Origin of the sequence: Lactobacillus rizhaonensis (assembly GCF_036246345.1) — a bacterium.
Lineage (GTDB): Bacteria > Bacillota > Bacilli > Lactobacillales > Lactobacillaceae > Lactobacillus > Lactobacillus rizhaonensis.
On sequence record NZ_BTTV01000001.1, the window covers coordinates 22,444 to 44,708 of the forward strand.

The following is a 22,265-nucleotide window of genomic DNA, read 5'->3' on the forward strand; positions in this document are numbered from 1 at the left end:
TTGTTAACTATAGCTAAATGATTCAATTTTTGTTGCTTTTATTCATGGCTGAATGACGAATACCATAAACAAAATAAATGACAATCCCCATTAGTGACCAGATTAACATGTATTTCTTTGCTTGCAGATCTAATCCCCAAAAAACAGCAAAAGAGCCAAGGAAAGCTAAGAAAGGCAGAACTGGGTACCAGGGCATTTTAAAAGCCGGATCGGCAATATCTCTTCCTTCACGTGGTCTCAAACGGTAAATACCGATTGAAACAAACATGAAAGCTATCAAAGTACCGGCAGAAACTAATTGTGTTAAAAATGAAAAGGGAATAAAAGCTGAAATAATAATCGCAATTATTGCCACAGTCCATAATGAGTTTGCGGGACGGTGATTATTATTTAATTTACCCAGTTTATTAGGAATCATACCATCACGGCCAAATGAATATACCAAGCGAGAACTTGCCATACATAAGCCTATCAAAGCCGTAAACATTCCTAAAATAGCAACAGACTGTACAATAGTGGCTATGTGAGTAAAACCAGCTGTTCTCAAGGCATATCCGACTGGTTCAGCAGAATTTAAATATTGCTGGTAAGGAACCATTCCCACTAAAACCAGGCTCACGGCAACAAAAAGCACCACTGCAATTAATAATGAGCCGATAATTCCACGCGGCATAGTCTTTTGGGGATTAACAGCTTCAGCCGAGTTTGAAGCGATTGTATCAAAGCCTAAAAAGGAGATATAAATCATTGAAACTCCGGCATAGATTCCTTGCCAACCTCCAAAAGGGCCGTGACTTGTAGCACGATAATGAGGTATGAAAGGAATAAAATTAGCTTTTTTGATAACTGTTAAGCCAACAACGACAAAAAGTAAAATAGCAAGCACTTTGACAACTACTAGAATATTTTCAACTCTAGAGGCTTTAGAAACGCCAAAACTAACTAGAAAGGCTGCTAATAAAATAGCTAATAGAGCGACTAAATCTAATAAACCGCCATTGACACCTAATGGATTAGCTAAGCTAGCAGGTAGTTTCCAGCCGAGTGGAGCAATTAGTGCACGCAAATTGGCTGACAAACCTGAGCTGATAAAAGCCATTCCTATCAAATACTCTGCTAGTAAAGCCCAGCCTGAAAACCAGCCCCAAAATTCACCGAAAATAACATTAATCCATGAGTAAACAGAGCCTGCAAAAGGCATAGCAGCAGCCATTTCTGCATAAGCAAACGCTACCAGACCAGCGACAACAGATGCTATCACACATGATATGGCGACGGCTGGACCGGTGTGTAAAGCCGCAACCTCTCCAGGCAAGGTAAAAATTGAAGTAGAAACAATTGTGCCCACACCAAGTGCCAGGAAGTCACGAACCTTGAGCGTTCTAACTAAATGACCGTCTTTTTCTTGATAAATGCCTGGATCTTCTTTGCGATTCATTAATTGCCATAAATTCACATTAAACTACCCCTTAACTTTAGTTTATAATTTGTTTGAAAATACACTGCGTTTTTAAAAGCACTTGCTAATATTTAAATGCAAACGGGTCAAACAGTTGTTACTAACTAACCTCATTTAGATATTTTGGCAGAGATTCCAAATAAAAAACGGTACGAAATTATATAATAATATGTACCGTTTTTAGAATTTTAAGGGATAATTTATTCAAAATTGACATAGGTATCCCCAAAACCAAATTAAAAATAATGATACAGATTTACATTTCAGAAAGCAAGAATTTATATTTTTCATTTACTTAAATTTCGGCTTTCAAGATCGTCAACTTCTGACATTTTTGCTATACTGGTTCAAGGTGAGAGTAATGGACGAACTTGAAAAAAATGAAATGCTAGGCGATCTATACGCATACTATGGTAGTCTTTTAACCAAGAGTCAACAAGATTATTTTGAAGATTATTATTATAATGACTTATCTTTAGGAGAAATAGCTATAAACCATCAAGTTTCTCGTCAAGCCGTATACGACAATTTGCGTCGTTGCCGGCGCCTGCTTAAAAAATACGAAGATAAATTGCACATGCAAAAAGATTACAACATGATAGAAGACAAATTGCTTAAAGTTACGACTGCACTTCGGAAAGACAAGTCAGACCTGGCTTTGCAAATAACTACTGGTTTATTAAACCAACTGAGGGGAGAATAATTCTATGGCATTTGAAAATTTAAGTGAGAGAATTCAAAAAGCTTTAAAAAATTTAACCGGTAAAGGGAAAATATCTGAAGAAGATATCAACAGCGCTAGTCGAGAAATCAGACTGGCCTTACTTGAGGCTGACGTCAACTTTAAGGTTGTTAAAGATTTTATCAAAAAGATTAAACAAGAAGCCTTGGGTAAAGAGGTTCAGGAAAGCCTTAATCCCGGTCAGCAGGTTATTAAAATCGTTAATGACGAATTAACCAAGATGATGGGGGAAAGTGCCATAACCTTAAACAAGTCTAAGCACATTCCTACTATTATTATGATGGTAGGATTGCAAGGTACCGGTAAAACTACCACAGTGGGCAAGTTGGCTAGCAGATTAATGCAAAAAGAAAAAGCGCGACCTTTATTAATTGCTGGTGATATTTATCGTCCAGCTGCCATTGACCAGCTTGAGCAAATTGGTGATCAATTAAACGTTCCTGTTTATAGTGAAAGAAATGAAAAAGACGTTGCTCAAATTGTCCAAAATGGGTTAAACCAAGCTGATAAAAATAAAAATGACTATGTCATCATTGATACGGCTGGTCGTTTGGAAATTGATGAACCATTAATGGCAGAACTTGAACGAGTCAAAAACGTTGCTCAGCCAGACAACATCTTGCTGGTAGTAGATGCCATGACTGGTCAAGCTGCAACAGATGTTGCCAAAGGCTTTGACAGTCGCTTGGATATTACGGGAGTGATTTTAACCAAACTTGACGGTGATACTCGTGGTGGTGCTGCACTGTCAATCAGAGCTGTAACTGGTAAACCGATTATCTATACCGGACAGGGTGAAAAATTAACTGACTTAGAGCCGTTTTATCCTGACCGGATGGCATCAAGAATCTTGGGCATGGGCGACATGCTGACTTTAATTGAAAAAGCCCAGCAGGATTATGATGCTAAAAAGGCTGAAGAAGTTGCTGAAAAGATGAAGGAAAATACCTTCGATTTCAACGATTTTGTCGATCAGATTGAACAAGTTGAGAAAATGGGTCCTCTTGATCAATTGATGAAGATGATTCCCGGAATGGCTAACAATCCCCAGCTTAAAAATGTTAATTTTGATAAAAAACAAATTGTCTACATAAAAGCGATCATCTCATCTATGACTAAAGAAGAACGAGAAAATCCCGAATTGCTCAATCCAAGTCGCAGAAGGAGAATCGCAGCTGGTTCCGGTCGGCCAATTGTTGAAGTCAACAGAATGATTAAGCAATTTAAACAAGCTAGGGATATGATGAGTAAAATTACCAAAGGTAATTTTAAGGGAATGGATAATTTGCCCGGAATGAATTCACCAATGGGACGAATGGCTATGCGTCACATGGGGAAGAAATTTAAGAAGAATAAGAAAAAACGGATGAAGGTCAAGAGGTATCATTCATAAAAAAAGCACCTGTTAAGTAAAAACACTTTACACCTTTAAAAATACGTGCTATATTATTTAACGTAACTTTTAGGAGGAAATAATTTTATGTCAGTAAAAATTCGTATGCGCCGTATGGGTGCCAAGAGAAAACCATTTTACAGAATTGTTGTAGCTGATTCCAGAATGCCACGTGATGGTCGTTTTATTGAAGAAGTTGGCTACTATAATCCAGTTTCTGTTCCTAAGGAATTGAAATTAGACGAAGATAAAATTTTTGAATGGCTAAAGAAGGGTGCACAACCTTCAGATACTGTACGTTCACTACTTTCAGGTGCAGGCTTAATGAAGAAGCTGCATGATTCAAAGTTCGATAAATAGTGAATCGTTTATTAAAAGTTTGAAGTCAACTGCTTCAAGCTTTTTTCTTTGAGTAGGAGAAACTATGCAATTTTATGATGTTGCGCGTATATTGTCTACCCATGGACTAAAAGGAGAGGTAAAAGTTGCTCTGATTACTGATTTTCCTGAAGAACGCTTTGCCTCAAACCAAGAACTAGCTTTAAAGGATAATCCGCAAACCAAATTAACTGTTAAATGCGGTAGACCTTTTAAGCAATTTTGGCTAGTGCAATTTAATGAAATAACTGATATTGATAGCGCTGAAAAATTGCTAGGAAAAACGCTAGTTGTCAGCAAGCAAAATCAACATGACCTGCCTGATGGCTCATATTATTACCGCGATATTTTGGGTTGTGCAATCATAGATAATCAGTCCGGCAATGATTTAGGTAAAATAACTGGTATTGAGACTCCCGGTGCAAACGATGTCTGGGAAGTTACCGAACAAAATGGTAATGAATATTTAATCCCCTATATTGATGAAGTAGTTAAGAAAATAGATATTGCACATAAAAAGATATTTGTAGAACTTTTGGAAGGATTACGCAATGAAGATTAATGTATTGACGCTTTTTCCTGACATGTTTACCCCGCTCACGACTTCGATGCTTGGGCGTGGGCTAGATGATAGCAAATGGCAGCTCAATTTAGTCAATTTTCGTGATTTTACTACTGATATTCACCATCACGTTGATGACAGTCCTTATGGTGGGGGTGCTGGCATGGTTTTGCAAATTATGCCGATCAAAAAAGCACTCGACTCAATTAAGAATAAAGGTAAAGTAATCATTACCGCGCCGCAGGGTAAAACTTTTAATCAAAAAATGGCGCAGGATTGGTCTCAAGCAGAAAACCTGACATTTATTTGCGGTCATTATGAGGGTTTTGATCAACGAGTTTATGATTTGGCTGATGAAATTGTTTCAATCGGTGATTATGTTTTGACAGGTGGTGAACTGCCAACAATGAGTATGATAGACGCTACAGTCAGGTTAATTCCCGGAATTTTAGGTAATGATTCTTCACCAATAGAGGAAAGCTTTGCTCATGGGTTACTAGAATATCCCCAATACACTAGACCGGAGAATTTTCAAGGAATGAAAGTGCCTGCGGTTTTAACCTCAGGCAATCACCAAAAAATTGCGCAGTGGCGTCATAAAGAAGCATTGCGGGCAACTTATTTACGCAGACCAGATTTACTTGAGCAACATGCTTTAAGTGCAGAAGAAGAAAAAATGCTGGCAGAAATAAAACAAGAAGAAGATCAAACTTGATTTTACCTGGTATTTTTGCTAGTATGATTGAGGTGTAAATTTATTTTGCACTAATAGTTAGGGGTATTCCGCTGACGTAGAGAACGCTAATGAATGCCGCAGAAGGAGAAAATAAAAATGGATCCATTAATTCAAGAATTAACTAAAGAACAATTACGTGATGATATACCTGACTTCCGTGCAGGGGACACTGTTCGTGTTCATGTGCGTGTTGTCGAAGGTTCGCATGAACGTATTCAGATGTTTGAAGGCGTAGTTATCAAGCGTAAGGGCACTGGCATTGGTGCCAGTTACACAGTGCGTAAAATGGCATCTGGTGTCGGTGTAGAACGTACTTTTCCTGTAAACGATCCCCGTGTTGCTAAAGTTGAAGTATTGCGTCATGGTCGTGTACGTCGTGCTAAACTTTACTACTTACGTGATCGTCACGGCAAGTCTGCTAGAATTGCAGAAAAGCGTCGTTAATTCACGCTTAAGTGAAAGAGAATCATTTCCAAAAGGGATGATTCTCTTTTTTGTTTATGTTAAAATCTTTAGCAATATATTTTTATTGAGGAGGAGAATTATGAAAGAACCATTTTTGTTAAATTTTGATACTGATCCGAGGGCTGTTTTAGAACCAGATCACGAACAAGAAATTAATAACTTTCATTTTCAGCCTAAGTTGCTGTTTGCATTTTTAACTCCTGCTGTGATCAGTGCTTTTTTGGCTCGTTATCCTCATAAAAAGTTGGGTTGCTTTGACTGCTTTGAAGGAGAAACTCCAATTTATGAGGTTGATTTAGACGGACAAAAAATTACTTTTTGTCAGGCAAAGATAGGTGCTGCAGCTGCTGTAGAGCTATTAGATTGGTTAATAAGCTATGGTGTTAAACAAATTTTAGCAATCGGATCAGCAGGCTGCTTAGTTGATTTACCAGAGAACTATTTTCTAGTGCCTATAAAAGCTATTAGAGACGAGGGCACATCCTTTCATTATATGAAACCAGGAACGTATATTGACTTAAAGTCAGAGTTTTTAACTAAGACCAAAAAATTGCTGAAAGAAGAAGGTCTTAAGGTTGAGGAAGTAACTACCTGGACAACTGATGGCTTCTTTAGGGAAACTGTCAAGAAAGTAAAGCAGGCTAAAGAGTTGGGAGCCTCTTGTGTAGAGATGGAATGTGCAGCAATGGCTGCGTGTGCACAATTTAGAGAGGCAGATTTTGCACAAATATTATTTACGGCAGATTCTCTTAAAGACATAGAAAAGCATGATGACAGAGGCTGGGGCAGGGATGCTCATGAGACTGCTATCAATTTGGCAGCAAATATCATTAGGTTAATTTAACAAACTTTGTGAAAAAAGATTGCCGTGGAACCTAAGTGAAACGCACTTATTTTTCACAAATAAAGATTATAAATCTTGAAAGTACAGCATTTTCAGCTATATTTATTAAAAAATCATTGTGAATTCGGTTTAAGCAATACTTGTGGAAAGTCGATTCTGTGCTTTTATTAAAGTGTTTTGAACGGTTACATTTGACATATAGCGGCAAATTTATACTTTGGTCACCCAAAATATTTAAAATTCAACCCAATTAAAATGACAGTCAAGGTGAGTCTAGTTAGCCAATGAAGCCATTTAACGTCACCGTGAAGAAAAAAGCCATTGGCTAAGGAATATAGTAAAAGCCCTAGCAAAACGATAGCAGTCAAAATTGGCTTTTTAAAAACACAACTTATGATTAAACATAAACCAAAAAAAGTATTAATGGTAATTAACCAGACCGGCAAGCTATGATAAGACAAAAGATTTGCGCTAATCATGATTACTCCATATATAATAGTTAAAAACATAGTAAGATATATCATCGTTAATGCCTCCTGCTATATTTTAACCATCTGGGGTCGACCCAACGTCAAGGAAATAATTATGTATTTGAAAGAATTTATTCAAAAGGAAAATACTACACCTGATACAGTTAGACATTATATCTATTTAAAATTACTAAATCCTGGTCGTAAGGGAAGAAACTATTGGTTTACTGAAAACGAAACTGATACTTTTGAAGCAATTAAAGAGTTTCAAGACTTAGGTTTTTCGCTTCAAGAAATAAAAGACATAAAAAAACTACACGATGAATCGTGTAGTACTGAAAAGCAGCGTAAACAAAACTTAAAATTAATTAAGGAGAAAATCGCTGTTATATCTGTAAAAATTAATAAATTAAAAATGCAGAAAAAAGTGCTGGAAGAAGTAGGAGAAATTTTGCAGAAAAAAAGCACTATTGAAACTCGTAAAAAATGATTTTTACTAACCCCAATAATGCTATAAAGTCATGTTGTTAAATAATAGTGTTACGATACAGTCCTACCACTTTGCCTAAAATGTGAACACTTGACAAAATAATAGGTGCCATAGTATCATTTTCCGGTTGCAGGCGATAGTGATCTTTTTCTTTGTAAAATCGTTTGACTGTGGCTTCATTTTCATCAGTCATAGCCACTACAATTTCTCCGTTGATTGCTGAAGACTGCTTACGGACAATGACATTATCGCCGTTTAAGATACCAGCGTTTATCATACTTTCACCATGAACTCTCAGCATGAAAAGATCTCCGGCATCGTTTGCCAGATCTGGAGGTAAAGGGAAATAATCTTCTATATCTTCAACAGCCAAAATCGGTTGACCTGCTGTGACATCACCAACTACGGGAATTTCTTTCGGCTGGACACCAATTGCTTTTTTACCTTCATCAGTTATTTCCAGCGCTCTTGGTTTGGTGGCATCCTTGATCAGTAGACCCTTATTTTCTAACCTGGATAAATGGCCATGTACAGTTGAAGTTGAAGATAAATCTACAGCATGACAAATTTCGCGGACAGTAGGAGGAAAGCCTCTGTCCTCAACTGTTTCATATATATAGCGTAGAATTTGCAACTGCTTATTATTTTGTTTAGTTGTCATAATTATCTCCAGTATTATAAACGTTTTCTTATATGTTTAATTTTAGCAAAACATTTCGTATAATACAAACAAATGTTCTAAGAATTTTATACTTTTTTTCATTGTTAAAATAAGGTAGAATTTTTTAATTGAGAGGTGCAAATATGAGTGAAGATCCCGAAAAAAAATTAATAAATCGTATTAATGAGCTTTATCACAAAAAGAAATCCGTAGGCTTAACTGAAGCTGAAGAGAAAGAGCGTAAGGAATTACACCAGGAATTTATCAAAAATTTCAGAGCTGGCTTCAAGCAAGATGTTGAAAATTTAGTCATAATTGACAAGAATGGTAAGGAAATTACGTCTGAGAAAGCAAAACGGGCTCAAAGAAAAAAAGGTTTAAGAAAAGATTAACTTTGATCTTTAATTTTCCTTAATTATTAGGTAAGATATAACTATTGGACAAATTGAGGTGATATTTTTATGAATTTTGGATTAGCGATTTTTCTGATTGTGATTGCACTATTATTGGGCCTTGTAGGTGGCTTCTATGGTGCTAGGTCATATATGAAAAAGTATTTTAAAGATAATCCGCCAATCAGTGAAGATATGATTGTTGCTATGATGTCTCAAATGGGCCAAAAGCCTTCGGCTAAGAAGGTCAACCAAGTGATGAACATGATGAAGCACCAAAAATAACAATTTTACTAGATTGAATTAGTGCGGCGGAGAATAATTTCTCCGCTTTTTTACTGAATTTTAAGGTGAATAATGGGAATATTTTTTAAATTAGGTTGGTTTTTTAAAAAAGAAAAAAAGCGTTACCTCATCGGTATTACATTTTTAGCACTTACATCTGTTGTAAATTTAGTACCACCAAGAATATTAGGCTTAATGGCAGATCAATTGGATAAGGGTCACATTAGCTGGCAAAAATATGGTCTGTTAATTTTAGCTATTATTTTGTCAGCCCTTTTGCTATATGGTTTTCGCTATTTTTGGCGTAGACAAATATGGGGTGGAGCTGCTGAACTTGAATTACAATTGAGATCGAAATTATTTGATCACTTTATGGCAATGGATCGTACTTTTTATCAACGTCACAGAACCGGCGACCTGATGGCTCATGCAACAAATGATGTTTCAGCTGTCCAGGAAGTTGCTGGTGAAGGCGTTTTAACTTTGGTGGATTCTCTTATCATGAGTGTATCGACTATGGTTGCTATGATTGCATTTGTTGATTGGCGCCTAACGATTGTTGCCCTTTTGCCATTACCATTTCTAGCTTGGGGAGCTTGGAAATTAGGTGACAGACTCCACGATGCATTTGACAAATCCCAGGCAGCTTTTTCAAAGCTGAATAATAAAACTCAAGAATCGGTTTCAGGTATCAAAGTTTTAAAAACATTTGGTCAGGGTAAAGAAGATACTGCAGCTTTTGACCAGATGGTTGAAGACACCATTAAAATTAATAAACAAGTTTTCAAATGGGATTCATTATTTGATCCCTTGGGGACATTGCTTATTGGTTTAACCTATACTATTACCATTATTTATGGTGGTCTATTAGTTTTTAATAAAGCTCTTACTATTGGTCAACTGGTTTCTTTTATTGCATATATTGGCAATATGGTTTGGCCAATGTTTGCGATTGGCTATCTTTTTAACATCTTAGAGCGTGGGAGTGCCAGTTACGACCGTATAGAAAAGTTACTTGAAGAAAAATCAGAAATTACTGATAAATATGCAGATCAAAAGATTTCGGCTAAGGATATAGCAGGAGATCTTGATTATCATGTTAAATTTTTCGCATATCCGGATGAACCAAATGTCCAAGTGCTGAATAATATTAATTTTACTCTAAAAACGGGACAGACTCTGGGACTTGTTGGTAAAGTTGGAGCGGGCAAGACAACTATAATTCAACTTTTGCTGAGAGAATTTGATAAGTATGATGGTCATATAACTCTAAATGGGTATGATATTAGAGAAATTCCACTAAATGTTTTATTGCGGCAAATTTCTTATGTACCACAGGATAATTACTTATTTTCTACTAGCATTCAAAAGAACATTGCATTTTCAAATGCAGACAGTGATAAGAATGCAATTATTACTGCTGCAAAAAAGAGTGATTTACACAATGATATTTTAGAAATGCCTGGAGGCTACAATACCTTAGTTGGTGAAAATGGTGTTTCACTTTCTGGTGGTCAAAAGCAAAGGATGTCAATTGCTAGAGCGTTACTTAAGCACAGTCAGATATTAGTTTTGGATGATGCTTTATCTGCTGTTGATGCCAGAACAGAAATGGCCATTTTGCATTCCTTAAAGAAAGAAAGAAAAGGCAAGACAACTTTGATTGCGACGCACAGACTTACCTCTGTGATGAATGCCGATTTAATTTTAGTATTAAAAGACGGTCGCATTGTTGAAAGGGGTACTCACGATCAGTTACTCAAACTTAATGGCTGGTACGCTGATATGTGGCAAAGACAGGAATTAGAAGACAAGGTGGGTGAATAAGATGGATGATGAAAACTCATTTCAATCAGTTTGGTCTCAAGAAATACCGGTAAAAGAACAGCTCAGTATTTTTAAACGCCTTTTGCGTTTCGTAATGCATTTTAAGAACGAAATGATTATTGCTGGAGTTGGAGCGCTTTTAGTAAGTATTATTAATGTTCTCTTGCCTTATGGTTTACAGTATTTTTTAGATAACTTTTTGGTAAAAGCTGATGTAACTACTCAAATAATATTATTTGCTGGTTTTCTCTATGCTTTTGGTTCAGTTGTCAAAGGAATTTTGCAATTCACTTATGAGTATTTCTTTGCATTAGGTTCTGAAAAATCCCTTGAAGGCTTGCGGGCAGAATTATATCAAAAATTACATACTCTGGGTATGCGCTACTTTGATCAAACACCGGCTGGATCGATAGTTTCAAGAGTAACTAATGATACTATGACATTGAGTAACTTTCTTACCGTTTTATCCAGTGTGGTAATGTCATTTTTCTCAATTATTTCGGCCATGGTGGCAATGTTTTCTACAAATGTGACGGCTGGGCTAATAGTATTGGCTTTTCTGCCTTTACTTTTGGTAATTATATGGCAATATTCTAAAAGAAGTTCCAAACTTTATCGCAGTTATCGTGAGCGACTGAGTCGTATTAATACCAATTTGAATGAATCAATCGAGGGGGTTTCGTTAATCCAGCAGTTTAAGCAAGAAAAACGTATGACTAATCATTTTGAAGATGAAAATACAGCTTTAATGAAAACCAGATTCAATATGATTAATCTTAATTCTCTTTTACTTTCGCCTTTGACTAGTTTATTGTATTCTCTTGCTCTAGCTTTAACTTTAATGTATTTTGGGTTTCCATTAAGGGAAACTTTTGTACCAGCTGGTGTGGTTTATGCATTTTCACAGTACATCTCACAGTTTTTCAATCCAATCGCTAATATGATGGATCAAATGACTTTCTTCCAGGATGGTATTGTTGCGGGAAAAAGAATTTTCCGTATTTTAGATAATACTGACTATGAACCTAAACAAAATGCTGAAGATGGATTGACAATAAATCAAGGAAAAATTGAGTTTAAGCATGTCAGCTTTTCTTATGATGGCAAAAACGAAATTTTGCATGATATTTCTTTTACAGTTAATCCAGGAGAAACTCTCGGCATTGTAGGTCATACTGGCTCCGGTAAAAGTTCAATTATAAATGTGATGATGCGATTTTATGAATTCTATCAGGGTGAAGTCCTAATTGACGGTGTAGATATCAAAAAGTACCCTAAAGCAGAATTACGTAAAAAGCTGGGGCTAGTGTTGCAAGAACCATTCATGTTTTATGGGGATATAAACTCTAATATCCGTCTTTATAATAAGGATATTACGGATGAACAAATAAAAAAGGCTGCTGAAACTGTCCAAGCGGACGGCTTTATTGAAAATCTTCCTGGTAAATACCATGCAAAAGTAGGTGAAGGAGGAAGTGAGTTTAGCCAAGGACAAAGACAACTTATTTCATTTGCTCGTACATTAGTTACTGACCCCAAAATTTTAGTTTTAGATGAAGCTACAGCAAATGTTGATACTGAAACCGAAACGCTTATTCAACAGGGATTAAAACGGCTTCGTAAGGGTCGTACCACTCTTGCTATTGCGCACAGACTTTCAACTATTGTGGATGCAGATCAGATTATTGTATTAAATGATGGCAAAATCGTTGAAAGAGGCAATCACGAAGAGCTCCTTTCACAAAAGGGTTATTATTATAACTTGTATACTTTACAGAACAATCAAAAGTAAAAACGGTAGTCGATAAAAAGCTTTGATAAAACCTCCAAATTAGTTAAATTTGGAGGTTTTATTGTGTCTATTTTTAATAAAAGAAACCAAATTTAAAGCTTTTATTTTCTAGGATTATAGGAGATTAATTGAAACTTTTAATGCCCTTTAACTTATAAAATATTTATATACGTTATAAATATATACACTATTGACAGCGTTTGCAGTATAGAGTAAATTAATTTATAAGCATAGGATACTATGCTTTTTAGTAAGAAGGGAATTATAATGGAATATCATAAAATCAATGAAACTGATTTGGAAAATTTAAGAAAATTTATCTCAGATCCAGAAAGATTTATTACTAAACCCACAAAGCACTGGGATCATGACCAATTTCGTACTGTAAAAGCAATGCCGGATTTGGTAATTCAGCCAACAACTAATGAAGAAGTTATGAATGTTGTTAAATATGCAAGTGACAACTCAATACCTATCGTTCCAAGAGGTAATTCAACCGGTTTAATGGGGGCTAACTTAACAGTTGATGGCGGAATTTCACTTGATATGATCAAGATGAATAAGATCTTAGAATACGATCCTGAAAACTTGACAATGACAGTTCAAGCTGGGATTAGGCTGAAAGATTTGGATGAGTTTTGTGCTGATAAACCATTTGTATATATGCCAGCACCTGCTATGCATTGGGCTACAATAGGAGGCAATGTTTCAACAAATGCCGGTGGTCTTAAGGCTATTAAGTATGGCGTAACGAGAGAGCATATTCGTGAGATCAAAGCTGTTTTGACAAATGGCAAATTATATAAATTTGGCTCAAAAGCAGTTAAATCATCGTCAGGTTATTCGCTGAAAGATTTATTTATCGGTGCTGAAGGTACTCTTGGAGTTATAACAGAAGTTACAATTCGTTTATATCCAAAACCTCATAAGTCAATAAATGCAATTATTCCATTTCCAACTCTGAATGATGCAATTAAATCCGTTCCAGCCATTCTAAGATCAGGTGTTGTGCCCACAACAGTTGAATTTATGGGACGCAAAGTAATTAAATTATGGGAATCATATGCTAAAGATGAATTTCCACTTAAACAAGGCGATGGCTTCATCATGATTGGTATTGATGCCTTTACTGAAGATGAGTGGAAGGCGGAACTGAAGGAAACTTTAGAAGTAGTAAAGCCGTTTAAAGCTGAAAAAGCTGTTGTCCTGGGTGCTGATTCTGAAGAAGCGAAGAAAATATGGAAATGTCGTGAAGAATTGCTTTTAGCTATTCAAAAGTCCACTCCAAAAATGGATGAAATTGATGTTTGTGTACCAATAAATCACATTCCTGTAGTTTTGGATCGTATTGAAGAACTTGAACAGGAACTAAATATTCGCATTCCAAACTTTGGCCATGCTGGTGATGGTAACCTGCATATCTATCTTTGCTCTGACAATATGACAGATGAAGAATATGTCAAGACTAGCGATAAGGTTATTTCTGAACTATATAAGACTGCTAAATCTCTTGATGGTAATATGTCAGGTGAACACGGAATTGGTTATGCCAGAGCAAATTACTTTGAAGACTTTTACGGCAAAGAATATACTGATTTATTACGTAAAGTTAAAAAGCTATTTGACCCTAATTATGTTATCAATCCAGGAAAAATTTTTGAGCCTTAAAATTTTTTCTGTTTTTTAACAATAAAAAAAGCTGATAAGTTTTGTTTTATCAGCTTTTTTGTATGTAATAATTTTTACTTGTTTAACATATATTTCCTAGTCATAGGCAAATTTTTACCAGATGGTCCTTTGGTAATGAGATATTGCACAACATCAATATTTCCAGATTCAAAAGAAGCAGCGCAAGCCTGTAAGTACAGATCCCACATTCGGGTAAAACGTTCGCCCATATTCTTTTGAATTTGATCTCGTTTACTGTTGAAGTTACGATCCCAAATTTCCAAAGTTTTTTGATAATGCCTTCTTAGCATTTCGATGTCTGCAATTTGCATATCATTTTCAATAATATGGTCAATATTTTCGGCTAAACCAGGAATATAACCACCTGGGAAAATGTACTTATTGAGCCAAGCATTTTTAGCACCACCTTGCTGGCGCGTTATGCCGTGAATTAAAGCGACTCCGTCCTTTTTTAAGTATTTCGCAACATCTCCGAAGTATTGCCCTAAGTTTTCTTTACCGACGTGTTCAAACATACCGACAGAAGTTACATAGTCCCACTGTTGATTGCCTAATTCACGATAGTCCTCTAACCTGACCTCGGCAACATCTTGTAAGTTTTGGTCATAAATTTTCTTTTGTACTAACTTATATTGTTCTTCACTCAGGGTTACACCTGTCACTTTCAGCCCATATTCTTTTGCAGCTAACAGCATAAGTGTCCCCCAACCACAACCAATATCAAGTAAAGTTTTTCCTTTTTCCGGATTTAATTTATTTAAAATATGATGTATTTTTGCCAACTGTGCAGTTTCAAGGTCATCATTTTCATTTTCAAAATAAGCACAGGAATAAGTTAAAGTAGGGTCGAGCCATAGTTTGTAAAAATCATTACCTATATCATAATGACTTTGAACGTCTTTTTCGCTTTGTTCTTCAGTATGCTTTTCTTTCGGCAAAAATTTACGGAATTTACTAGAACGCAAAAAGCTTCCCGCACTTTCATAAGCTCCGCATATTAATTTTTGTAAACTTCCTTTAATCTCAATTTTTTTATCCATGTATGCTTCTCCAAGAGCTAAAGAAGCATTTTTAGAAATAGCGCTCGTTGGGATTTTCTCGTTAAAAATAATCTCAATACTCGGGGTGCCGTTTCCATATATTTCGCTTTTACCGTCCCAGTAGGTCACTTTAACAGGGAACGGGAAAGACTTGCTTAACATTGTTCTATAAAAAGTTTTTTCTAACAATTTTCAAAATCCTCCGTCTGACATTTTTACACTAATATTCTAACACCGGAATAAAATAATATTTATGTAAAGCTATATCTTTTTATTGAGGATGGTAATGAAAATTTGGGTTCTGTTCATAATCAATTTTATCCCAGGCTTTTTTCAATTTATTATCTATTTGTGCTTCATTTTCGTGCGTAAGCTTAGTTTTACGATCAACCATAAATGGTTCACCAAAACAAATTTCCAAAGGTTGCCGTTTTAACAATCCGGTAAATGTCAGGGGCCCTTGATAAACAACGGGGACTATAGGCTTATTTGACAGCTTGGCAATGGCAATAGTACCACCCTTCATTTCGGCTGAATGTCTGGTACCCGATGGAAATATGATTAAAGAAAAGTTTCCGTTTTTCAAGCCCTTAATTGGTGTTTTTAAAGCTGAAGGTCCAGGATGTTTCCGATCGACGGGAAAAGCATGAGCGTGCTTTAAGATAAAGCGCAATATGGGATTTTTGAATAATTCTATCTTAGCCATAAACATAAATTCTTTAGGACTAGCGGCAAGTGCAAACAATATAGGTTCCCACCATGTTCTGTGCGGTGCTGCTAAAATATAGTTGCCTTCTGGAATTCTTTCTTTATGATTAACGTGTAGATGTCCGTTTAATAGCCAAACTATAAAGCGAGCTACGGGACGAATAAAATGATAAAACATAATTTCCTCCAATTGATGTAGAATATTATAACAAAGCTGAGGAAGAGGACAAATTTTTATGGCAAAATTATTGAAAAATGAACGTATTGATTATATGTATAGTGATGATTTACAAATTATTCAAAATAAAACCTCTTTTAGTTTTTCTTTAGATACGCTGTTATTAGCGGCAGCCGCAAAAAATGCTATCAAAGACAGTTCTAAAGTAGCTGATTTATGTGCCGGCAATTGTGCAGCTACGATGTACATGGCTTTTTTTAATCGTGCTAAATATGATGCAATTGAAATTCAAAAAGAGGTGGCATCACAGGCAAGACGATCTATTGCATTAAACCATATGGAAAACAGGATTCAAGTTTTTCAAGAAAATGTTAAGGATGCCCCGAAATTTTTAAGAAAAGATTCTTATGATGTTATTGTCGTAAATCCACCGTATTTTAAAGTGGCACCAAACCATAAAGTCAATCCTGATCCAGCAAAAGCCATTGCTAGACACGAGATCTTAATTAATCTTGAAGAAATAATTGCTGTGGCGAGCGGCCTGCTTAAGATGAAGGGAAAAATGTTTATGGTTCATAGACCCGAGCGGTTAAACGAAATTGCTTATTTTTGTCTTCTGCATGATTTGAGTATTAAAGTGATTCAACCTTACGTTTCCCACCGTGGAGAAGACTGCAATTTGATAATTATTGAAGCAGTTAAGCATACAGGTAGCGACGGATTAGTGTTAAAAGATGCAATTGAGGTACACGATCAACAAGGCAATTATCTTCCTGCTATTCAGTGTATCATTCGTGAGACTGAACAAGATAAGGTCAAAAGGAAAAAATTAAAAAAATACTTTTTTTATGTTTTGTTGTGTAGTGATGGCAGCTTTTATGGGGGCTTTACGGATGATCTATTAAAAAGATTAAAGGCTCATAACAACGGTAAGGGTGCTAAATATACTAAATCACGCAGACCAGTAAAATTAATTTATCATGAAGAATTTCAAGATAAAAATTTGGCACTTAAGAGAGAATACTGGTTTAAACACCATAACAGGTTATGGAAAGAAAAATTTTTAAAAGAGCATAAAGTTAACTTTTAGCCTTGCATCTTCAGCAATAATCTAGTATTATTTTAACGTATGCGTTTTAGCATATATGTAAAAAACATCAAGAGCGATCGGTATTTTGGTGCCACACAATGGTAAAATACTGAAATGACCGCTTGAGAGGATTAAAACCGTAGGAGGAATTTAATATGTCAGTAGTTTCAATGAAACAATTGCTTGAAGCTGGTGTCCATTTTGGTCACCAAACCAGAAGATGGGATCCTAAGATGGCTCCTTATATCTTCACCCAAAGAAATGGTATTTACATCATTGATTTGCAAAAAACCATCAAAATGTTGGATGATGCTTATGCCTTTGTTAGAGCTGTTGCTCAAAATGGCGGAGTTATTCTTTTTGTTGGTACTAAGAAGCAAGCACAAGATTCAATTGCTGAGGAAGCTACTCGTGCTGGTCAATACTACGTTAACCAACGTTGGTTAGGTGGTACCTTGACTAACTGGAAGACTATCCAAAGCCGAGTACAAAGATTAAAAGATTTGAAGAAGATGTCAGAAGATGGCACATTTGATGTGTTGCCAAAGAAGGAAGCCTCTCTTTTGACTAAAGAAAAGGATAAATTGGAAAGATTCTTAGGTGGTATTGAAGATATGCCTAGAATTCCTGACGTTTTATTCGTAGTTGATCCTAAGAAAGAAAAGATTGCTGTTCACGAAGCTAACATTCTTGGTATTCCTGTTGTTGCTATGGTTGACACTAACACAGATCCAGATCCAGTTGACGTAGTCATTCCTGCAAATGATGACGCTATCCGTGCAATTCGTTTAATTACTGGTGCCATGGCTGACGCTGTTATTGAAGGTAAACAAGGTCAAGATGACGATGATGCCGAGGCTGAAATGGCTAAGAGTGCAGAAGAAAAGCATGCTGATACTGAAAATGATGCAGAAAAAGCAGTAGAAGCTGAAGAAACTTCTGACTCAGATGAAGACTAGTTTTTAATTATCAATAAGTTTTTATTTGGAAGGGAAAATAATGGCAAGTATTACTGCTAAACAAGTAAAAGAATTACGTGACCGCACCGGTGCTGGCATGATGGATTCCAAGAAGGCTTTGGTTAAAGCTGATGGTGATATTGAAAAAGCAATTGACATTTTAAGAGAAAATGGCGTTGCTAAAGCTGCGAAGAAGAGTGGTCGTATCGCAGCCGAAGGTCTTGCTGAATATGCTTTTGATGGCAACGATGCAGTTGTGGTTGAAGTCAACTCAGAAACTGACTTTGTTTCATCTAACGATAAATTCATTAAGTTGGTAGATGATGTTACCAAAGCTATTTTGGCAGCGAAACCAGCAAATGTTGACGAGGCATTGAAAGCTCCGCTAGGTGATTCAACAATTGGTGATGCTATCACTAATTTAACAGCAGTTATTGGTGAAAAAATCACTTTAAGAAGATTTGATTTAATTACTAAAAATGATGATGAAGTCTTTGGTGCTTACAAGCATAATGGTGGTGCAATTGTTGCGGTTGTTACCTTAAAAGGAAACAGTGAAGAAGCAGCTAAGAATATTGCCATGCATGTTGCTGCAATTAATCCAGAATACTTGAATAAAGATTCTGTACCAAAGGCTGACTTTGATCGTCAAAAAGAAGTTTTCACTAAGGAAACTGAAAATGAAGGCAAGCCTGCTAAGATTATTCCTAAAATTGTTGAAGGTAGAGTAAACAAGTATCTTAGTGAAATTTGTTTAGTAGACCAACCTTATGTTAAAGATGGCGACATGACTGTAGCAGAATATGCTAAATCAGAAGGCTGCGAAGTTGTCGGATATAAGCGCTATGAAGTTGGCGAAGGTATTGAAAAGAAGCAAGAAGACTTTGCTGCCGAAGTAAAAGAACAAATGAAATAGATAAGTTCAATAATCTTATCTAATAAAAAGCTCTTATCTGTATGGATGAGAGCTTTTTGCATATAAAATTTTTTGTAAAAACATTGTTAGGAAGTGATAAGCTTTAAGTATTAGACTTCTCTTTTTGATGACGAGAATGATTTTAATAAGAAATGAGGTTCTATTAATGAGGGAACTAGCAGAATTTGATTATATGCTGGATTCATTTGATAAGGATTCAGAAAATCTGAATCAGTTAAGATGCGATTTTGTTAATAAGTATACCTTAAGCTACATTAAAAATCGAATGAAATTAGACGATTTTGTTGTTGGTAAGGAAAATAAAAATAGTTTTTGTTATGAGCTTGAATTTAATTTAGCTCAATTGGGTAGTATAAAAGGTTCAAGTTCAAAAAAATTTGGAATTTACTACAGTCAAAAAGAAAATAAGTATATTATAACGAAAGCTTGGGAAAGAAAAAATATTGAAGAATCATTTATCGAAATAAAGAATGCCATTATTGAGATAATTAAATTGGGTGAAAAAGATGGCAAAGACGCAATTGAAAAAATAGATTCAATTCCATTGTCAAGTATTTTTAAATATAAAATTTTATCTGTTTATTATCCAAACAATTATTTAAACATTTTTTCAAAGAACCCACTTTTATACTTTCTTTTTCAATTTAATCCAGAATGTAATTTTCAAAATAATTCTATATATGAAATGCAAAAAAAGTTAATTAGGATAAAAAATTCCAATAAAATTGTTAAGAACTGGACTAATATAGAATTTGGTAATTATCTTTTCTATTTATTTCCAAAAGTAAAACACTTAAATACTTCTGATAATTCAAACAGACAAGAACAAAATAATTTCACTCTTCAAACACCAGTTAATCCGGATATTTATAGATATGAATATAAAAAAATATATGATAATCCAGTAGTAATAGATGTTCAAACCACGAAATACTCTAAACCATCCAAAAAAGTAAGATCAAAATCCAAAAAAACTAAGATAAATTATTTAGTTAGAGAGCAAAAAAATAATAGGCTTGGCAAAATTGGAGAAAAAATTGTATATAATTTCGAGGTTAAGAATGTAAAAATGTTTGGAAATTTAAAAGTCAAGTGGCAATCTAAAGTAGATGATTCATTAGGCTATGATATTTTATCCTATGAAGAAGATGGAAGTCCACGTTATATTGAAGTCAAAACAACAGAACAAAAAAATAATAATGAAGAACTTAATTTTTTTATTTCGCATAATGAACTTGAAAAAGCAAAAGTTTTAGAAAATTATTGGATTTATCAAGTTTACTTTACTTTTGATAAACAACCAGTAATAAAAAAGTTAAAAGATCCTTTTAAAAAAGATAAGATCAAATTACAACCAACTCTTTATTTAGCTCACTTTAAGATTAAAAACAACAATAATTAGTTAAATTTTACTTTACTTTTTATTTTCGAATTCCTTTAATGATTTATTTGCTTTAAATTAATATAAACAAAAGTAATATAAATTACTAGACTTATTTAATTGGAGGAATTTATGGGTTTCTGGGTTATGATTTTGGTTTTGGTGTCTGGAGCAATTCTAATATATCTTACCTTTGCTGGGCGGTTTTCTAAGACAGTAAAGTATATTGCTTTTTTAGCAGGGTTACTACTAATAGCAGGAGCTATTTTCTTGTCTACACCGGATGGAGCGGAATTTGTCATGAAAATTACATAGGAAATAGAAATGTATTTAATCTATTAGAGATTTTTTAAAATAAAAATTGTGACTTTTGGCACTTATCATATTGCAAACGAAGTTACATCATCATATAAAATATATTTGATAGTAAATTGTAAGATGAAATAGCTTCTAGTATAGACAAGCAGAGAAACCGTTTATGATAAAGACAGAATAGCTAGTCTAATAAAGAGAACATTAGTAAAAAATCTGCTGAAAATTAAATCTTGTGTAGTATTCAGAATATAAGCCTTCATTAAAGGAGGAGTATTTGGACGCGCTGCAGCTAAAGATGCCGTTTCTAAATTGAATGAAAACTAGTTAAAAAAATTTAAAAGACTTTGACAAAATATGTTAAAGTCTTTTTTTCTGCTTTAATATAGCTATAAGCATGCAAAGGAAGTAGAAAAATGATAGATCATAAAGCGTATCCCTATGTCTATACTTCTTCACAGCTGGGTAAGTATTTTGGGATTTCCATTAAGGGCATAGAATATTATGAGAGAAAAAAATTAATCAACCCTAAAAGAGTTGGCAATAATAATCAGAGACAATTTAATTTAAATGATACATATCGAATTTTCATGGCTAGGTATCTTTGTCAGTCGGGTTTAACTCTTAATGACACACTGGATGTATTAAACGCTTCAAATGAACAAATTGCTTTAAAGTTTTTAGTGAAAAATTTGCATGATTCTGAAAAAGAATTTGAACGTATCAACGCTTCTATAGAAGTAATGACGCACAACATAAAGCTTTTACAAAAAGTTTTGAACTATCACAATTTTTTTGAAATAACAAAATCACCAACATTAAAAACATTGTTTTTACGAGAAATGGACGGCCCTCATAAAAGTAATCAAGAACAAACAGATGAATATCGCACTTGGAATGAGTTAATGCCAATAACCAATGGCTCAATCCGTTACAGAAAAAAGGATATTTTGAATAAAACATCAAAAATTGAACCAGAAATTGAAATGATTATCAGCGAAAAATATTTCAAAGCTTTTGGTTTAAAAAATAGTAATCGTGTTAATACTATCCCTTCCAAAACTTGCTTGCATACAGTTGTAGTGGGTAATGCTCAAAATATTGATAATAAGTGGTGGTTAAATTCTATAAGATCTTATTTAAAAGAAAATAATTATCTTTTAAGTGGTGATATCATAACTTCCTTACTTTTAGTCTTAGATAATTCGCAAAAGCATATCAGATATGATGAGGCCTGGATACCAATAAAAAGTAAGTGGTGAAAATAGTAACATAGGAGGAAATTTATGAAGTTTTGGATTATGGTTTTAGGTCTTGCCTTTGGAGCAATATTAATTTATCTTGGTTTTGCTGGTCGGTTTTCTAAAACAACAAAATATATTGCTTTTTTGGTCGGTTTCTTATTAATAGCTGGAGCTATTTTCTTGTCTACTCCAGACGGAGCCGAATTTGTAATGAAAATCACCTAATTTATC

Annotated in this window: 25 protein-coding genes; 20 read left to right on the forward strand and 5 right to left on the reverse strand. The window is 34.7% G+C overall.

Translation table 11 applies throughout. The features are described 5' to 3' along the window. Positions 1–22 precede the first annotated feature (22 nt). The gene (locus AAA915_RS00095; RefSeq protein ID WP_338198760.1) at positions 23–1,456 is read right to left on the reverse strand and encodes an APC family permease; all 1,434 of its coding nucleotides are present in this window, start codon (positions 1,454–1,456) and stop codon (positions 23–25) included. A gap of 364 nt (positions 1,457–1,820) precedes the next feature. Here AAA915_RS00095 and ylxM point away from each other — a divergent pair, with 364 nt between their 5' ends. From ylxM to AAA915_RS00130, 7 genes are all read left to right on the forward strand, one after another. Then, positions 1,821–2,162, forward strand: coding sequence for a YlxM family DNA-binding protein (gene ylxM / locus AAA915_RS00100; RefSeq protein WP_338198762.1), 342 nt, complete (start codon positions 1,821–1,823; stop codon positions 2,160–2,162). Positions 2,163–2,166: 4 nt separating this feature from the next. Further along, positions 2,167–3,594, forward strand: a complete 1,428-nt coding sequence (gene ffh, locus AAA915_RS00105; RefSeq protein WP_338198764.1) for a signal recognition particle protein — start codon at positions 2,167–2,169, stop codon at positions 3,592–3,594. Positions 3,595–3,681: 87 nt separating this feature from the next. Further along, complete coding sequence (gene rpsP, locus AAA915_RS00110) at positions 3,682–3,954, forward strand: 30S ribosomal protein S16 (RefSeq protein ID WP_338198766.1); 273 nt, start codon at positions 3,682–3,684, stop codon at positions 3,952–3,954. Between the two features lie 64 nt (positions 3,955–4,018). Then, positions 4,019–4,534, forward strand: a complete 516-nt coding sequence (gene rimM, locus AAA915_RS00115; protein WP_338198769.1) for a ribosome maturation factor RimM — start codon at positions 4,019–4,021, stop codon at positions 4,532–4,534. Further along, the gene (gene trmD, locus AAA915_RS00120) at positions 4,524–5,249 is read left to right on the forward strand and encodes a tRNA (guanosine(37)-N1)-methyltransferase TrmD (RefSeq protein ID WP_338198771.1); all 726 of its coding nucleotides are present in this window, start codon (positions 4,524–4,526) and stop codon (positions 5,247–5,249) included. The genes rimM and trmD overlap by 11 nt, the downstream gene beginning before the upstream one ends. 117 nt (positions 5,250–5,366) lie before the next feature. Beyond that, positions 5,367–5,714, forward strand: coding sequence for a 50S ribosomal protein L19 (rplS, locus tag AAA915_RS00125; RefSeq protein WP_034981588.1), 348 nt, complete (start codon positions 5,367–5,369; stop codon positions 5,712–5,714). Positions 5,715–5,811: 97 nt separating this feature from the next. Continuing rightward, positions 5,812–6,579 (forward strand): nucleoside phosphorylase, encoded by a 768-nt coding sequence (locus AAA915_RS00130; RefSeq protein WP_338199799.1) that lies wholly within the window; start codon positions 5,812–5,814, stop codon positions 6,577–6,579. A 221-nt stretch (positions 6,580–6,800) separates the two neighbouring features. Here AAA915_RS00130 and AAA915_RS00135 read toward each other — a convergent pair whose 3' ends face one another. Continuing rightward, entirely contained in the window at positions 6,801–7,103 is a 303-nt protein-coding gene (locus AAA915_RS00135; protein ID WP_338198775.1) for a hypothetical protein, read from the reverse strand. Between the two features lie 61 nt (positions 7,104–7,164). Here AAA915_RS00135 and AAA915_RS00140 point away from each other — a divergent pair, with 61 nt between their 5' ends. Next, positions 7,165–7,539, forward strand: coding sequence for a MerR family transcriptional regulator (locus AAA915_RS00140; RefSeq protein WP_338198777.1), 375 nt, complete (start codon positions 7,165–7,167; stop codon positions 7,537–7,539). A 37-nt stretch (positions 7,540–7,576) separates the two neighbouring features. On the opposite strand, the gene lexA is transcribed toward AAA915_RS00140, so the two are convergent. Next, complete coding sequence (gene lexA / locus AAA915_RS00145; protein WP_294601897.1) at positions 7,577–8,200, reverse strand: transcriptional repressor LexA; 624 nt, start codon at positions 8,198–8,200, stop codon at positions 7,577–7,579. Between the two features lie 143 nt (positions 8,201–8,343). On the opposite strand from lexA, the gene AAA915_RS00150 reads away from it, so the two are divergent. The 5 genes from AAA915_RS00150 to AAA915_RS00170 all read left to right on the forward strand — a co-directional run bounded on the left by AAA915_RS00150 (position 8,344) and on the right by AAA915_RS00170 (position 14,164). Further along, complete coding sequence (locus AAA915_RS00150; protein ID WP_046325031.1) at positions 8,344–8,592, forward strand: DUF896 domain-containing protein; 249 nt, start codon at positions 8,344–8,346, stop codon at positions 8,590–8,592. A gap of 69 nt (positions 8,593–8,661) precedes the next feature. Continuing rightward, complete coding sequence (locus tag AAA915_RS00155; RefSeq protein WP_294836193.1) at positions 8,662–8,877, forward strand: YneF family protein; 216 nt, start codon at positions 8,662–8,664, stop codon at positions 8,875–8,877. Positions 8,878–8,949: 72 nt separating this feature from the next. Beyond that, positions 8,950–10,704, forward strand: coding sequence for an ABC transporter ATP-binding protein (locus tag AAA915_RS00160; RefSeq protein ID WP_338198784.1), 1,755 nt, complete (start codon positions 8,950–8,952; stop codon positions 10,702–10,704). 1 nt (position 10,705) lies between these two features. Next, entirely contained in the window at positions 10,706–12,496 is a 1,791-nt protein-coding gene (locus AAA915_RS00165; protein ID WP_338198786.1) for an ABC transporter ATP-binding protein, read from the forward strand. A 267-nt stretch (positions 12,497–12,763) separates the two neighbouring features. Further along, on the forward strand, positions 12,764–14,164 hold the full coding sequence (locus AAA915_RS00170) for an FAD-binding oxidoreductase (RefSeq protein WP_338198788.1): 1,401 nt from the start codon (positions 12,764–12,766) through the stop codon (positions 14,162–14,164). Positions 14,165–14,238: 74 nt separating this feature from the next. Here the strand turns inward: AAA915_RS00170 and AAA915_RS00175 are convergent, their stop codons facing one another. Together AAA915_RS00175 and AAA915_RS00180 are read right to left on the reverse strand one after the other, a co-directional pair. Continuing rightward, the gene (locus AAA915_RS00175) at positions 14,239–15,414 is read right to left on the reverse strand and encodes a class I SAM-dependent methyltransferase (RefSeq protein ID WP_338198790.1); all 1,176 of its coding nucleotides are present in this window, start codon (positions 15,412–15,414) and stop codon (positions 14,239–14,241) included. An 82-nt stretch (positions 15,415–15,496) separates the two neighbouring features. After that, a complete protein-coding gene (locus AAA915_RS00180) occupies positions 15,497–16,111 on the reverse strand; it encodes a lysophospholipid acyltransferase family protein (RefSeq protein WP_294836198.1) in 615 nt (204 codons plus the stop codon). Positions 16,112–16,169: 58 nt separating this feature from the next. On the opposite strand from AAA915_RS00180, the gene AAA915_RS00185 reads away from it, so the two are divergent. The 7 genes from AAA915_RS00185 to AAA915_RS00215 all read left to right on the forward strand — a co-directional run bounded on the left by AAA915_RS00185 (position 16,170) and on the right by AAA915_RS00215 (position 22,259). Continuing rightward, positions 16,170–17,201: a GIY-YIG nuclease family protein gene (locus AAA915_RS00185; protein ID WP_338198792.1), complete on the forward strand. Its 1,032-nt coding sequence runs from the start codon at positions 16,170–16,172 to the stop codon at positions 17,199–17,201. Between the two features lie 155 nt (positions 17,202–17,356). Further along, the gene (rpsB, locus tag AAA915_RS00190) at positions 17,357–18,160 is read left to right on the forward strand and encodes a 30S ribosomal protein S2 (protein WP_338198794.1); all 804 of its coding nucleotides are present in this window, start codon (positions 17,357–17,359) and stop codon (positions 18,158–18,160) included. Positions 18,161–18,200: 40 nt separating this feature from the next. Continuing rightward, complete coding sequence (gene tsf, locus AAA915_RS00195; RefSeq protein WP_338198796.1) at positions 18,201–19,076, forward strand: translation elongation factor Ts; 876 nt, start codon at positions 18,201–18,203, stop codon at positions 19,074–19,076. 166 nt (positions 19,077–19,242) lie between these two features. Further along, entirely contained in the window at positions 19,243–20,499 is a 1,257-nt protein-coding gene (locus tag AAA915_RS00200; RefSeq protein WP_338198798.1) for a protein NO VEIN domain-containing protein, read from the forward strand. Between the two features lie 111 nt (positions 20,500–20,610). Continuing rightward, positions 20,611–20,793 (forward strand): hypothetical protein, encoded by a 183-nt coding sequence (locus AAA915_RS00205; RefSeq protein ID WP_338198800.1) that lies wholly within the window; start codon positions 20,611–20,613, stop codon positions 20,791–20,793. 413 nt (positions 20,794–21,206) lie between these two features. After that, positions 21,207–22,052 (forward strand): MerR family transcriptional regulator, encoded by an 846-nt coding sequence (locus AAA915_RS00210; RefSeq protein ID WP_338198802.1) that lies wholly within the window; start codon positions 21,207–21,209, stop codon positions 22,050–22,052. 24 nt (positions 22,053–22,076) lie between these two features. Continuing rightward, positions 22,077–22,259, forward strand: a complete 183-nt coding sequence (locus tag AAA915_RS00215) for a hypothetical protein (RefSeq protein WP_122037689.1) — start codon at positions 22,077–22,079, stop codon at positions 22,257–22,259. Positions 22,260–22,265: the final 6 nt, after the last annotated feature.

What these genes read in the sequence shown, in the direction of transcription:
- rpsB (WP_338198794.1), top strand. Translation starts at nt 17,357, where the DNA reads ATGTCAGTAGTTTCAATGAAACAATTGCTTGAAGCTGGTGTCCATTTT.
- ffh (WP_338198764.1), top strand. Translation starts at nt 2,167, where the DNA reads ATGGCATTTGAAAATTTAAGTGAGAGAATTCAAAAAGCTTTAAAAAAT.
- ylxM (WP_338198762.1), top strand. Translation starts at nt 1,821, where the DNA reads ATGGACGAACTTGAAAAAAATGAAATGCTAGGCGATCTATACGCATAC.
- AAA915_RS00210 (WP_338198802.1), top strand. Translation starts at nt 21,207, where the DNA reads ATGATAGATCATAAAGCGTATCCCTATGTCTATACTTCTTCACAGCTG.
- rplS (WP_034981588.1), top strand. Translation starts at nt 5,367, where the DNA reads ATGGATCCATTAATTCAAGAATTAACTAAAGAACAATTACGTGATGAT.
- tsf (WP_338198796.1), top strand. Translation starts at nt 18,201, where the DNA reads ATGGCAAGTATTACTGCTAAACAAGTAAAAGAATTACGTGACCGCACC.
- AAA915_RS00205 (WP_338198800.1), top strand. Translation starts at nt 20,611, where the DNA reads ATGGGTTTCTGGGTTATGATTTTGGTTTTGGTGTCTGGAGCAATTCTA.
- AAA915_RS00185 (WP_338198792.1), top strand. Translation starts at nt 16,170, where the DNA reads ATGGCAAAATTATTGAAAAATGAACGTATTGATTATATGTATAGTGAT.
- AAA915_RS00200 (WP_338198798.1), top strand. Translation starts at nt 19,243, where the DNA reads ATGAGGGAACTAGCAGAATTTGATTATATGCTGGATTCATTTGATAAG.
- AAA915_RS00180 (WP_294836198.1), bottom strand. Translation starts at nt 16,111, where the DNA reads ATGTTTTATCATTTTATTCGTCCCGTAGCTCGCTTTATAGTTTGGCTA.
- AAA915_RS00135 (WP_338198775.1), bottom strand. Translation starts at nt 7,103, where the DNA reads ATGATATATCTTACTATGTTTTTAACTATTATATATGGAGTAATCATG.
- AAA915_RS00165 (WP_338198786.1), top strand. Translation starts at nt 10,706, where the DNA reads ATGGATGATGAAAACTCATTTCAATCAGTTTGGTCTCAAGAAATACCG.
- AAA915_RS00160 (WP_338198784.1), top strand. Translation starts at nt 8,950, where the DNA reads ATGGGAATATTTTTTAAATTAGGTTGGTTTTTTAAAAAAGAAAAAAAG.
- rimM (WP_338198769.1), top strand. Translation starts at nt 4,019, where the DNA reads ATGCAATTTTATGATGTTGCGCGTATATTGTCTACCCATGGACTAAAA.
- AAA915_RS00140 (WP_338198777.1), top strand. Translation starts at nt 7,165, where the DNA reads ATGTATTTGAAAGAATTTATTCAAAAGGAAAATACTACACCTGATACA.
- lexA (WP_294601897.1), bottom strand. Translation starts at nt 8,200, where the DNA reads ATGACAACTAAACAAAATAATAAGCAGTTGCAAATTCTACGCTATATA.
- trmD (WP_338198771.1), top strand. Translation starts at nt 4,524, where the DNA reads ATGAAGATTAATGTATTGACGCTTTTTCCTGACATGTTTACCCCGCTC.
- AAA915_RS00170 (WP_338198788.1), top strand. Translation starts at nt 12,764, where the DNA reads ATGGAATATCATAAAATCAATGAAACTGATTTGGAAAATTTAAGAAAA.
- AAA915_RS00155 (WP_294836193.1), top strand. Translation starts at nt 8,662, where the DNA reads ATGAATTTTGGATTAGCGATTTTTCTGATTGTGATTGCACTATTATTG.
- AAA915_RS00215 (WP_122037689.1), top strand. Translation starts at nt 22,077, where the DNA reads ATGAAGTTTTGGATTATGGTTTTAGGTCTTGCCTTTGGAGCAATATTA.
- rpsP (WP_338198766.1), top strand. Translation starts at nt 3,682, where the DNA reads ATGTCAGTAAAAATTCGTATGCGCCGTATGGGTGCCAAGAGAAAACCA.
- AAA915_RS00150 (WP_046325031.1), top strand. Translation starts at nt 8,344, where the DNA reads ATGAGTGAAGATCCCGAAAAAAAATTAATAAATCGTATTAATGAGCTT.